The organism is Streptomyces sp. NPDC059567, assembly GCF_042735655.1.
Taxonomy (GTDB): Bacteria; Actinomycetota; Actinomycetes; order Streptomycetales; family Streptomycetaceae; genus Streptomyces.
This window is the reverse complement of sequence record NZ_JBHWBS010000002.1, coordinates 43,736-56,096: the sequence shown is the minus strand read 5'-3', so window position 1 is coordinate 56,096 and position 12,361 is coordinate 43,736. Positions and strand designations below refer to the sequence as shown.

At 70.2% G+C, this 12,361-nt stretch carries 10 protein-coding genes; 4 read left to right on the top strand and 6 right to left on the bottom strand.

All coding sequences use genetic code 11. The features are described 5' to 3' along the window. Nucleotides 1-21: 21 nt before the first annotated feature. The 3 genes from gabT to ACFVZW_RS01670 all read left to right on the top strand — a co-directional run bounded on the left by gabT (nucleotide 22) and on the right by ACFVZW_RS01670 (nucleotide 2,900). Nucleotides 22-1,356 carry a 4-aminobutyrate--2-oxoglutarate transaminase gene (gene gabT, locus ACFVZW_RS01680; protein ID WP_384515155.1) on the top strand — a complete coding sequence of 445 codons (1,335 nt, stop codon included), beginning with the start codon at nucleotides 22-24 and terminating at the stop codon, nucleotides 1,354-1,356. A 333-nt stretch (nucleotides 1,357-1,689) separates the two neighbouring features. After that, nucleotides 1,690-2,226: a phosphatase PAP2 family protein gene (locus ACFVZW_RS01675; RefSeq protein WP_384515153.1), complete on the top strand. Its 537-nt coding sequence runs from the start codon at nucleotides 1,690-1,692 to the stop codon at nucleotides 2,224-2,226. A gap of 53 nt (nucleotides 2,227-2,279) precedes the next feature. Beyond that, nucleotides 2,280-2,900: a hypothetical protein gene (locus ACFVZW_RS01670; protein WP_384515150.1), complete on the top strand. Its 621-nt coding sequence runs from the start codon at nucleotides 2,280-2,282 to the stop codon at nucleotides 2,898-2,900. A gap of 166 nt (nucleotides 2,901-3,066) precedes the next feature. Here the strand turns inward: ACFVZW_RS01670 and ACFVZW_RS01665 are convergent, their stop codons facing one another. Together ACFVZW_RS01665 and ACFVZW_RS01660 are read right to left on the bottom strand one after the other, a co-directional pair. Continuing rightward, a complete protein-coding gene (locus tag ACFVZW_RS01665; RefSeq protein ID WP_384515148.1) occupies nucleotides 3,067-4,872 on the bottom strand; it encodes a chitinase in 1,806 nt (601 codons plus the stop codon). 67 nt (nucleotides 4,873-4,939) lie between these two features. Next, on the bottom strand, nucleotides 4,940-5,407 hold the full coding sequence (locus ACFVZW_RS01660) for a hypothetical protein (RefSeq protein ID WP_384515145.1): 468 nt from the start codon (nucleotides 5,405-5,407) through the stop codon (nucleotides 4,940-4,942). 286 nt (nucleotides 5,408-5,693) lie between these two features. Between ACFVZW_RS01660 and ACFVZW_RS01655 the strand changes: the two genes are divergently transcribed. Continuing rightward, complete coding sequence (locus ACFVZW_RS01655) at nucleotides 5,694-7,994, top strand: MMPL family transporter (protein WP_384515142.1); 2,301 nt, start codon at nucleotides 5,694-5,696, stop codon at nucleotides 7,992-7,994. Between the two features lie 28 nt (nucleotides 7,995-8,022). On the opposite strand, the gene ACFVZW_RS01650 is transcribed toward ACFVZW_RS01655, so the two are convergent. The 4 genes from ACFVZW_RS01650 to ACFVZW_RS01635 are packed head-to-tail and all read right to left on the bottom strand — an operon-like array spanning nucleotide 8,023 to nucleotide 12,344. After that, on the bottom strand, nucleotides 8,023-9,441 hold the full coding sequence (locus ACFVZW_RS01650) for an NAD(P)/FAD-dependent oxidoreductase (protein ID WP_384515139.1): 1,419 nt from the start codon (nucleotides 9,439-9,441) through the stop codon (nucleotides 8,023-8,025). 25 nt (nucleotides 9,442-9,466) lie between these two features. Beyond that, complete coding sequence (locus tag ACFVZW_RS01645; protein WP_384515137.1) at nucleotides 9,467-10,261, bottom strand: ABC transporter permease; 795 nt, start codon at nucleotides 10,259-10,261, stop codon at nucleotides 9,467-9,469. Continuing rightward, complete coding sequence (locus ACFVZW_RS01640; protein WP_384515134.1) at nucleotides 10,261-11,196, bottom strand: ABC transporter permease; 936 nt, start codon at nucleotides 11,194-11,196, stop codon at nucleotides 10,261-10,263. Before ACFVZW_RS01640 ends, ACFVZW_RS01645 begins: the two co-directional genes overlap by 1 nt. Continuing rightward, nucleotides 11,193-12,344: an ABC transporter ATP-binding protein gene (locus tag ACFVZW_RS01635; RefSeq protein ID WP_384515132.1), complete on the bottom strand. Its 1,152-nt coding sequence runs from the start codon at nucleotides 12,342-12,344 to the stop codon at nucleotides 11,193-11,195. Before ACFVZW_RS01635 ends, ACFVZW_RS01640 begins: the two co-directional genes overlap by 4 nt. Nucleotides 12,345-12,361 lie beyond the last annotated feature (17 nt).

The window sequence follows — 12,361 nt, the reverse complement described above, 5'->3', positions numbered from 1 at the left end:
GAACACCCCCAGGAGCCCCGCATGAACGCTGTCCCGCAGGAGCGGCGCGTCGTCACCGCCATCCCCGGTCCGAAGTCGCAGGAGCTGCAGGCCCGCCGCCTCGACGCCGTGGCCGGCGGCGTGGGCTCCGTGCTGCCCGTCTTCACCGCGAAGGCCGGCGGCGGCATCATCGAGGACGTCGACGGCAACCGCCTGATCGACTTCGGCTCCGGCATCGCCGTGACCTCCGTCGGCGCCTCCGCCGAGGCCGTCGTCCGCCGCGCCGCCGCGCAGCTCGCCGACTTCACGCACACCTGTTTCATGGTGACGCCGTACGAGGGTTACGTCGAGGTCTGCGAGGCGCTGTCCGAGCTGACCCCGGGCGACCACGCCAAGAAGTCCGCGCTGTTCAACTCGGGCGCCGAGGCCGTCGAGAACGCCGTCAAGATCGCCCGTTCGTACACCAAGCGCCAGGCCGTCGTCGTCTTCGACCACGGCTACCACGGCCGTACGAACCTGACGATGGCGCTGACCTCGAAGAACATGCCGTACAAGCAGGGCTTCGGCCCGTTCGCGCCCGAGGTCTACCGCGTCCCGGTCGCCTACGGCTACCGCTGGCCCACCGGCGCCGAGAACTGCGGCCCCGAGGCCGCCGCCCAGGCGATCGACCAGATCTCCAAGCAGATCGGCGCCGAGAACGTCGCCGCGATCATCATCGAGCCGGTCCTCGGCGAGGGCGGCTTCATCGAGCCGGCCAAGGGCTTCCTGCCGGCCATCGTGAAGTTCGCCAACGACAACGGCATCGTCTTCGTCGCCGACGAGATCCAGTCCGGCTTCTGCCGCACCGGCCAGTGGTTCGCCTGCGAGGACGAGGGCATCGTCCCCGACCTGATCACCACCGCCAAGGGCATCGCGGGCGGTCTGCCGCTCGCCGCCGTCACCGGCCGCGCCGAGATCATGGACTCCGTCCACGGCGGCGGCCTCGGCGGCACCTACGGCGGCAACCCGGTGGCCTGCGCCGGTGCGCTCGGCTCCATCGAGACCATGAAGGAGCTCGACCTCAACGCCGCGGCGAAGAAGATCGAGTCGGTCATGAAGGCCCGTCTGGCCGCCATGCAGGAGAAGTACGAGATCATCGGCGACATCCGCGGCCGCGGCGCCATGATCGCGATCGAGCTGGTCAAGGACCCGGCGACCAAGGAGCCGAACCCGGAGGCCGCGGGCGCGCTGGCGAAGGCCTGCCACGCCGAGGGCGTGATGGTCCTGACCTGTGGCACCTACGGCAACGTGCTGCGTTTCCTGCCGCCGCTGGTGATCGGCGAGGACCTGCTGAACGAGGGTCTCGACGTCATCGAGAGCGCGTTCGGCCAGATCTGACGCCTCTTCGGCACAGGGTGTGAAGAAGGTGTGGGGGGCCGATGGCGGGATGGAGTTCCGGCTGTCGGTCCCCCTTTCTCTGCCGTACGGTTTCTGCAGATGAGAGAAACACCTCGCTCACAGGAGACTGCGGGCGACAACAGGGCGGAGCCTCCCCAGCCCCGCCTTGATCGTGCCTTCGCGCACACCACTGGAGCCTCCGGCTCCGGAACTCCTCACCGATCGGATGGCCGCTCGCCCCACACCCCCCGGGGCGCGCGGTGGCCCGGTCAAGCCGGCCTCCCCGGAACCACCCCCCCTGTTCCGGGGAGGCCGGCTGTCTTCTCGGCGGTCGTGGCCCTCGCCCTCGTCACCTGGCAGGTCCTCGTCGGGGGCCCTCTCGCCCGGCTCGACGAACGCCTCTCGCGCGCTCTCGTCGACACCGTCCCCCGGTGGCTCTCCGAACTCGGCGCCGATCTCGGCAATCTGACGGTCGCACTCCCGGTCCTCGTGTGCGCGATGACGTACGCGATCCTCCGCGGCCGGCGCGCCCAGGCCCTGTGCGCGGGGGTCACCATGGCCCTCGTACCGGCCCTCGTCATCCCCTTGAAGGAGTGGACGGCCCGCCCGGGCCCCCTGGAGCCCTGGGCCGCGGGCTATTACCCGTCGGGCCACACGGCGACGGCGATGGTGGCGTACTTCGGCGCGGCGTTCCTGGTCTCGAACCGCCTCGTCCCGGTCGCCGCCGTCCTGACGGCGCTGACGGGCATCGGCCTGATCCTGCGCGGCTTCCACTGGCCGCTGGACGTGCTGGCCTCGCTCGCCCTGTGCGTACCCCTGCTCACCTGGCCTGTCGTAGCCGAACGGTACGGTCGCCCTTCACGTTCGTGACCGACGATCCGGAGAGCGGGATGACGATTCAACGGCCGGGACTGCCAGGAGACTTGCCGTCCCCGGAGCTGCTGTGGGCACGCTGGGCCCTGGTCGCCGTACTGGAGGCGACCACCGCGGCGGAGGAGAGCAAGAGGTACCGGACCGGCCACTGGATCGACGAGGAGGGCCTCCACCTCGACGACTGCGGCTGCACCTGGTGGACGTTCTCCCGCGTCGGCGAGGGCCGGTACGTGCTGTTCGGCGAGGACGAGTCGAGCGGCGTCAAGTGGCACGAGACGCCGATCGACATGCTGGCGGGCGGCCCCGACTGGCTCCCCTACGAGGAGCTGCGCGAGCGGCTCGCGGGGAACGAACTGGGCTGCGTCTACTGGTACGAGAACGGCGCCTGGGCCCGCGCCCCGTACCCCGACGACCTGGACGACGACGGCCTCGACTGCGGCATGAGCCGCTTCGTCGACCGGGAGGACGCCCTGCGCCTGCTGAACGATCACATCCGGCACGACGGCCCGGATCCGGAGCTCCTCATGGAGCACGCCGAAGGGTACCGGCTGACGCCTGAGCTGTTGGAGTCCTACGCCGCCCCCGAGGACGGGAGCGCCCCGGACCTGCCGGCCATGGGCCGTGCCCTGCGCCGGGCCGGGCTGGAACCGCGTACGGCCACGGCCGGCTGACGGCGTGACGCAGCCGGGGGGGGGGGGGGGGGGGCGCGGGGGGGGCGCGCGGGGCGCGGCGCCGCGCGGGGCGGCGCGGGGCGCGCCGGGCGCGCGGGGCGCCGCGTGGCCGGCCGGGCAGGTCGTCGACGGGCGCGGCATCGCCGGGCGGGTCGTCGACCGGCCGTCAGCTCCAGCCGTAGGAGTCGAAGTTCCGGCTGAACTCCCAGCCGTTGAACCGGTCCCAGTTGATCGACCAGGTCATCAGGCCGCGCAGCGCGGGCCAGGTGCCGTGGGTCTGGTACGTGCCGCAGTTCGTCTTCTTCGTCAGGCAGTCCAGGGCCTTGTTCACCTCGGACGGTGTCGTGTGGCCGTTGCCCGCCTGGGTGGAGGCCGGGAGGCCGATGGCGACCTGTTCGGGGCGGAGCGCCGGGAAGACGCGCTCGGTGTTGCCGGCGACCGGGAAGCCGGTGAGCAGCATGTCGGTCATCGCGATGTGGAAGTCCGCGCCGCCCATGGAGTGGTACTGGTTGTCGAGGCCCATGATCGAGCCCGAGTTGTAGTCCTGGACGTGGAGCAGGGTGAGGTCGTCGCGCAGGGCGTGGATGACCGGGAGGTAGGCGCCGGCGCGCGGGTCCTGGCCGCCCCACGGTCCGGAGCCGTAGTACTGGTAGCCGAGCTGGACGAAGAACGTCTCCGGCGCCATCGTCAGGACGAAGTCGGAGCCGTACTTGGCCTTCAGGGACTTCACCGCCGAGATCAGGTTGACGATGACCGGGCTTGTCGGGCTGCGGAAGTCGGTGTCACCGGTCTGGAGCGAGAGGGAGTGGCCCTCGAAGTCGATGTCCAGGCCGTCGAGTCCGTACTCGTCGATGATCTTCGACACGGAGGAGACGAAGGTGTCGCGGGCGGCCGTGGTGGAGAGCTGCACCTGGCCGTTCTGGCCGCCGATGGAGATCAGGACCTTCTTGCCGGCGGCCTGCTTGGCCTTGATCGCCGCCTTGAAGTCCGCGGCGGACTCCACGTTCGGGCATTCGGTGGCCGGGCAGAGGGAGAAGCGGATGTCGCCGGAGGTCACCGAGGTCGGCTCGCCGAAGGCGAGGTTGATGACGTCCCAGGAGTCGGGGACGTCGGCCATCCGGGTGTAGCCGGAGCCGTTGGCGAAGCTGGCGTGGAGGTAGCCGACGAGCGCGTGGGCGGGGAGGTCGCCGCCGGGGTTCCCTCCGCCGCCGGACGTCGTGGTCGCGGAGACGGCCGCGGACCTGGCCGACTCGCCCGCGCTGTTCACGGCCGAGACCTGGAAGGAGTACGAGGTGGAGGGCGCGAGGCCGGTCGCGGTGTACGAGGTGCCGGTGGCGGTCCCCGCCAGGGTTCCGCCGCGGTAGACCTTGTACGACGTGGCGCCCGCGACGGCGGGCCAGGACAGCGGCACGGAGGTCGAGGTCGGGGAGCCCGCGGTCAGACCGGTGGGGGTGGCCGGTATCTGGACGGGGTCTCCGCCGGGGCCGATCAGGGAGACGTCGTCGGCGTGATAGACGCCGGTGCCGTACCAGCCGTGGGTGTAGATCGTCACCGAGGTCGTCGAGGCCCCGGTCGTGAAGGTGGTGTTCAGCTTCTGCCAGTCGGATGCGGACTGTGTCCAGGTGGAGACGTCGCTCGTGCCGGTGCCGGACGCGCCGAGGTAGACGTAGCTGCCGCGCACCCAGCCGCTCAGCGTGTACGCGGAGTTCGGCTTCACGGTGACGGTCTGGGAGCACTTGGCGTGGTCGCTGCCTGCGGGGGTCGCCTGCAGCGCCTTCGTCCCGCTGCGCACGGGTGATGCGACGACGGCTCCGCTGCCCGCCGTACAGCTCCAGCCGTCGAGCCCGGATTCGAAGCCTCCGTTGCGTGCCAGTTCGGTGTCGGCGGCCTGGGCCACGGGGGTGAGGGAGACGAGTCCGCCGGCGGCGAGGACGCCTGCCAGCAGAAGCGTGAGAGGTCTGGTGCGGTCCACAACTGCCTCCGGGGGTGGGGGAATCGAGGTGGAGCGCGCCACAGCATGGTCCAGACCAATCAAGTGGTCAAGACCTCTGTTCCCCTTCCCTCCGGGCCAGTTGGCCCGCCGCCTCGTGCATCGCCAGTTCCAGGAGCGAGGCGTCGTTGAGCGTCCCGCTCCCGTCGGGCGGGATCAGCCAGCGCACGCCCCCGGTGGCCCGTCCGGGGTAGGGGACGACGATCCAGGTGCCGCGACCGGCGCTGCGTACCCCCGTACCGAGCCAGCGCGTGGCCGTGCCGGGCGGCACGAAGAATCCCGTACGGGCCTCGCCGAAGTCGGCGAGCACCGGCCCGGGCCGCGCCACCAGTCGGGTGAGCACGTCGAGCGTGGGGCAGCCGAGCTCGCCCGGCAGGATCAGCACGTCCCAGCGCCTGCCCGCGGGCAGCAGCGCCACCCCGTGCGGGTTGCGCTCCCATTCCCAGCGGCAGGCGTCGGGGTCCGGTGCCACCGATGCCAGCCATTCCACTGCGGTCCTGGCCCCCGAACCGGTCATTGCCTTGGCCTCCATTCCGTGTGCGGACGCGACGTCCACACGCAGAGAGCGGGGTCGGCGACGATCATTACGCGGGTTCGGGTCACGGATCGGTAGTGAACTGGGTCACATCGCGACCGACTGGTGTGCACGGGGGGCGCACACCCGGCGCGCGCCCCGCGGTCGAGGGCGGCCGGGACGCAGCCGATCGAGTGGACGGCGGCGGGCCGGGTCGACGGCTTCCGCCGCTCGCCCGCCCCCGCGTGTTCGTATGGGCCTCCGCGCCACGCTCACCACGGGAGTCCCCATGCCCTTCCCGCCGTCTTCGGGTCCCGCACCCGGCAGCCGAAGCACCGGCAAGAAGGGGCTGCTGCGACGGATGGGCGAGTGGTCGGCACGTCATTTCGTCATCGTGCTGGTCGCCTGGGTCGTGGCCCTGGCCGGCCTGACCGCCCTTCAGCATGCGTACGGCGGTGAGTACTCCGACAACTACTCGCTGCCCGGCACCCAGTCCCAGGAGGGGCTCGACGTCCTCCGGGAGCACGAGCCGGCCGCCGGCGGATACAGCGCCCAGGTGGTGCTCTACGACTCCGCGAAGCCGCTCACCGAGGTGAGCGACCAGATCTCGTCGGCGGTCACCTCCCTCGGGAAGCTGCCGCACGTCCTGAGCGCACAGAACCCGCTGCCGCCGCCCGGCACCACGCCGCCGACCCCACCCGCGGGCACCCCGAACGTCGGACCGCTGTCGACCGACGGCAAGACCGCGTACATCACGGTCCGCTTCAACGTCCAGCCCAGCACGCTCGGCGACGACTACCTGGACGGCGTGGACACCGCCGTGGAGCCGCTGCGCGCCGCCGGTGTCCAGGTCGAGTACGGCGGCACGCTGGGCGAGCTGGCACGGCCCGAGCCGAACGACATGCTCAGCGAGGCGATCGGCTTCGGTGTCGCGATCATCGTGCTCCTGATCGGCTTCGGCAGCCTGCTGGCCGCCGTGCTGCCGCTCGTCACCGCACTGGTCGCGACGGTCTGCGGGCTCGGGGTGCTCGGCCTGCTCGCCGCCGTGTGGACCTTCGCGACCGTCTCCCCCACCCTGGCCACGATGATCGGCATCGGCGTCGGCATCGACTACGCGCTCTTCCTGATCACCCGCCACCGCCAGCTGCTGATGAACGGCCTGGACCCGGTGACGGCCGCCGGGAAGGCCACCGCGACCAGCGGCCGGGCCGTCCTCGTCTCCGGATGCACCGTCATCATCGCCCTGTCCGGGCTGTGGGTCTCCGGGCTGACCTTCATCGGACTGCTCGGACTCGCCGCGACCGCCACCGTCGTCACCGCCGTGATCGGCGCGCTGACGCTCGTACCGGCGATGCTCGGGCTGATCGGGCGAAAGATCGACCGGCTGCATGTGCGCAAGCCGATCGCCGAGACCGATGTCGAGTCGGGCGTGGAGCACGGGACCTGGCACCGCTACGCCCTCAGGGTCGAGCGCCGGCCGTGGTGGTTCCTGGCCTCGGGTCTCGTGGTGCTCGTGGTGCTCGCCATTCCCATGTTCTTCATGCAGCTCGGGCACATCGGCGACGGCGCCGACCCGAAGTCCTTCACCGACCGGCGCGCCTTCGACCTGATGTCCTCGGCCTTCGGCCCCGGCTCCAACGGTCCGCTGACCCTGGTCATCGACCAGACCTCGGTACCCGCCGCCGACCGGTCCGCCCTCGCCTCGCAGGCCCAGAAGGCCCTCACCGGCGTGCCGAACGCCGTCCTGATCACCCCGCTGCAGCCGACCTCGGACGGCGACGTCCTGCTCGGCACCGCCTACTCGGTCGCCGCGCCGCAGGACGAGCGGACGACGCAGCTGGTCAACGACCTGACCGGCACCGTCCTTCCGAACGCCGTCGCCGGGACCGCGGCCACCACGTACGTCACGGGAACCACCGCCGCCCAGGTCGACTTCCTCGACATCGTCTCCAGTCGGCTGCCGCTCATCATCGCCGTGGTCGTGGCCCTCGCGTTCCTCGTCATCCTGGTCGTCTTCCGGGGGCCGCTCGTCGCGGCCAAGGCCGCCATCCTCAACCTGCTGTCGATCGGCGCCTCGTACGGAGTGGTGGTCGCCGTCTTCCAGTGGGGCTGGGGCGGCCCGGCTCTCGGGGTCTCGGGTGACGTGCCCATCGAGAGCTACGTGCCCATGATGATGTTCGCGATCGTCTTCGGTCTGAGCATGGACTACGAGATCTTCCTGCTGTCCCGCGTCCACGAGGCCTGGCTGCGCACCGGCGACGCGAAGGCGAGCGTCGCGCACGCCCTGGAGATCACGGCGCGCGTCATCACCTGCGCGGCGCTCATCATGGTGAGTGTCTTCGCCGCCTTCATCATCAGCGACAACATCGTGGTGAAGATGCTGGGTCTCGGCCTGGCCGCGAGTGTGCTGATCGACGCGACGGTCGCGCGGCTGCTGCTGGTGCCCGCCGTGATGACGCTGCTCGGGCCGAAGGCCTGGTGGACCCCGCGCTGGCTGGACCGGATCCTGCCGCACGTGGACACCGAGGGCGAGAGCGAACTGGCGGATGCGGGCGCGAACGGCGCGGCGGGGCCACGGCAGACGCCGTGACCCCGCCGGCCGGACCGCCTGACCGGGGCTAGCTGTCGAAGCCCAGGCCCAGGCGGTCCATCGCCTTCAGCCACAGATTGCGGCGGCCGCCGTTCTCGTCGGCCCGCGCCATCGACCACTTGGTGATGCCGATGCCGGCCCAGGCGATCGGCTCCGGCGGGAACGGAAGCGGCTTGGAGCGGACCATCTCCAGCTCCGTACGCTCCGTGCGCTCGCCGGCCAGCAGGTCCAGCATCACATCGCCGCCGAAGCGGGTGGCGCCGACGCCGAGGCCGGTGAAGCCCGCCGCGTAGGCGACCTTGCCCTGGTACGCCGTACCGAAGAAGGCGGAGAAGCGCGAACAGGTGTCGATCGCGCCGCCCCAGGCATGGCTGAAGCGGAGCCCCTCCAGCTGCGGGAAGCAGCGGAAGAAGTGCTCGGCGAGCTTCAGATACGTCTCGGGGCGGTTGTCCATCTCGGCGCTGACCCGGCCGCCGAAGCGGTAGATCGCGTCGTAGCCGCCCCACAGGATCCGGTTGTCGGCGGTGATCCGGAAGTAGTGGAACTGGTTGGCGCTGTCCCCGAGTCCCTGGCGGTTCTTCCAGCCGATGGCGGCGAGTTGCTCGGGGCTGAGCGGCTCGGTCATCAGGGCGTAGTCGTAGACCGGGACGGTGTAGTGCCGGACCCGCTTGACCAGCGAGGGGAAGACATTGGTGCCGAGCGCGACCCGGCGGGCGAGGACCCTGCCGTACGGGGTGCGCACGCCCATGCCCGCGCCCACGGAGACGAGGTCGAGGCCGGGGGTGTTCTCGTAGATCCGCACCCCGAGGTCGGCGCAGGCCCGCTTCAGGCCCCACGCCAGCTTGGCGGGGTTGAGCATCGCGACGCCGCGCCGGTCCCACAGGCCGCCGAGGAAGGTCGGGGAGTCGACCTCCGCGCGGACCGCGTCGCCGTCGAGCAGATCGAGGCCGTCCGCGAGACCGAGCCGCTCGATCTCCGCGTACACCTCGTGGAGTTCGTCGACCTGGTACGGCTCGGTGGCGACGTCGATCTCGCCGGTGCGCTCGAAGTCGCAGTCCAGCGCGTAGCGGGCGACCGCCGCCTCGATGGCGTCGAGGTTGCGCTCGCCGAGCTCCTCCAGCTTCGGCAGCTCGCCCGGCCAGCGGGCGAGCCCGTTGCCGAAGCCGTGCGTGAGGGAGGCGGCGCAGAAGCCTCCGTTGCGGCCCGAGGCGGCCCAGCCCACCTCGCGGCCTTCGATCAGGACGACATCCCGGGAGGGGTCGCGCTCCTTGGCGAGGAGCGCGGTCCACAGTCCGCTGTATCCGCCGCCGACGACGAGAAGGTCGCACTTCTCGGTGCCGGTGAGGGCGGGCAGGGCTCCGGGCTTGCCGGGGTCTTCCAGCCAGAAGGGGACGGGCTGGGCGTCGGAGAGAGATTGTGCAGCGAGACGCATGGCGACTGGGGCCATGGTTTCCAACTCCTTCAGGGCTTGCTCAGGTTGTCGCTGTTTTCTTGCGCCGGTTCGTGATGATCTGTCCGGCTACCACCACCAGTACGGCAATGATGAACATGGCCGTGCCGATGACGTTGATCTGGACGGGCGTGCCACGCTGTGCCGAGCCCCAGACGAACATGGGGAAGGTGACGGTCGAGCCCGCGTTGAAGTTGGTGATGATGAAGTCGTCGAACGAGAGCGCGAAGGCGAGCAGCGCTCCGGCGGCGATTCCGGGGGCGGCGATCGGCAGCGTGACCCGTACGAACGTCTGCACCGGGCCGGCGTAGAGGTCGCGCGCGGCCTCCTCCAGCCGGGGGTCCATCGACATCACCCGTGCCTTGACCGCCGTCACGACGAACGACAGGCAGAACATGATGTGGGCGATCAGGACGGTCCAGAAGCCCAGCTCGGCGCCCATGTTCAGGAAGAGCGTGAGCAGGGAGGCGGCCATGACGACCTCGGGCATGGCCATCGGCAGGAAGATCAGCGAGTTGATCGCGCCGCGCGCCCGGAAGCGGTAGCGGACCAGCGCGAAGGCGATCATCGTGCCGAGGACCGTGGCCCCGAGGGTGGCCCAGGCGGCGATCTGCAACGACAGGGTCAGCGAGCCGCACAGGTCGGCGACGCCGCAGGGGTCCTTCCAGGCGTCCAGGGAGAAGCGCTGCCAGGCGTAGTTGAAGCGCCCGTTCGGCTTGTTGAACGAGAACACCATCACGACGATGTTCGGCAGGATCATGTACGCGAGCGTCAGCAGGCCCGCGATGACGACAAGGTTCCGACGGATCCAACGCATCAGACCAGGTCCTCCGTTCCCGCGCGGCGGATGTAGACGGTGACCATGAGCAGCACGATCGCCATGAGGATGAAGGACAGCGCGGCGGCCGTCGGATAGTCGAGGACCCGCAGGAACTGCGACTGGATGACGTTGCCGACCATCTTGGTGTCGGTCGAGCCGAGGAGTTCGGCGTTGACGTAGTCGCCGCTGGCCGGGATGAACGTGAGCAGCGTGCCGGAGACGACGCCCGGCATGGAGAGCGGGAACGTCACCTTGCGGAAGGTGGTGGCCGGGGAGGCGTACAGGTCCTTGGCCGCCTCGTGCAGCCGGCCGTCGATCCGCTCCAGCGAGGTGTAGAGCGGCAGGATCATGAACGGCAGGAAGTTGTACGTCAGACCGCAGACCACCGCCATCGGGGTGGCGAGCACCCGGTCGCCCTCGGTCCAGCCGAGCCAGCTGGTCACGTCCAGGACGTGCAGCGCGTTCAGCGCGTCGACCACCAGGCTGTCGTCGGCCAGGATCGTCTTCCAGGCCAGGGTCCGGATGAGGAAGCTGGTGAAGAAGGGGGCGATGACGAGCACGAGCAGGAGGTTGCGCCACCGGCCGGCCTTGAAGGCGATCAGATACGCCAGCGGATAGCCGAGGAGCAGACACAGCAGCGTGGCCGTACCGGCGTACAGCAGGGAGCGGACGAACTGCGGCCAGTACTCCTGGAAGGCGTCCCAGTACGTCTGGAAGTGCCAGGTGACCTCGAAGCCCTTCTCCAGCGAGCCCGTCTGCACCGAGGTGGAGGCCTGGTAGACCATCGGCAGTGCGAAGAAGACGAGCAGCCAGACGATGCCGGGCAGCAGCAGCCAGTACGGGACGAGCCGCTTGCGGGTGGAGGGCTTGCGCGTCACCGGTGCTCCGGCCGGCGCGGTCTCCTCCTCCTTGGTGAGGGTGGGAGTGCTCATCCGGCGTCCTCCACCGTCTCCACGCCCGCGTCGATGTCCTGATCGGCGTCCAGGCCGAAGGTGTGGGCCGGGTTCCAGTGCAGGACGACCTCGGCGCCGGGCGCCAGACGCGCGTCCCGCTCGATGTTCTGCTCGTAGACCTGGAGCTCCGCCCCCGCCGGCGAGTTCACCACGTACTGGGTGGAGACGCCGATGAAGGAGGAGTCGGCTATGCGGCCGGTGACCTTGTTGCGGCCGTCGGCGATCTTCCCCGCGTCGTCGGCGTGCGCGAGCGAGATCTTCTCGGGGCGGACGCCGACGAGGACCTTGCCTCCGGTGCGTACGGTCGCCGAACAGCGGTCCGCGGGCAGCCGGAGCTTGCCGCCGCCGGCCGTCACGACCAGGTCGGAACCGCCGTTCTCGACGACCTCGGCCTCGATGAGGTTGGAGGTGCCCAGGAAGTTCGCCACGAACGTGGTCCGCGGGTTCTCGTACAGGTCGGCGGGGGCGCCGAGCTGCTCGACCCGGCCGCCGTTCATCACCGCGACCTGGTCGGCCATGGTCATGGCCTCCTCCTGGTCGTGGGTGACGTGGACGAACGTGATGCCGACCTCGGTCTGGATGCGCTTGAGCTCCAGCTGCATCTGGCGGCGCAGCTTGAGGTCGAGGGCGCCGAGCGGCTCGTCGAGGAGGAGGACCTGCGGGTGGTTGATGAGGGCCCGGGCCACGGCGACGCGCTGCTGCTGGCCGCCGGAGAGCTGGTGCGGCTTGTGCCGGGCCTTGTCGCCGAGCTGGACGAGCTCCAGCATGTCGTCGACCTGCTTCTTCACCGACTTGATGCCCCGTCGGCGCAGACCGAAGGCGATGTTCTCGTGTACGTCCATGTGCGGGAAGAGCGCGTAGGACTGGAAGACGGTGTTGACCGGCCGCTTGTACGGCGGGAGGTCGGTGACGTCCTTGTCGCCGAGGAACACGGTGCCGCTGGTGGGCTCCTCCAGGCCGGCGATCATGCGCAGCGTGGTGGTCTTGCCGCAGCCGGAGGCGCCGAGGAGGGCGAAGAACGAGCCCTGCGGGATGGTCAGGTCGAGCGGGTGGACGGCGGTGAAGGAGCCGTAGGTCTTGCTGATCCCGGTGAGACGGACGTCGCCGCCGGTGTTCTTGTCAGTCATGGGTTGCGATCCCAGGT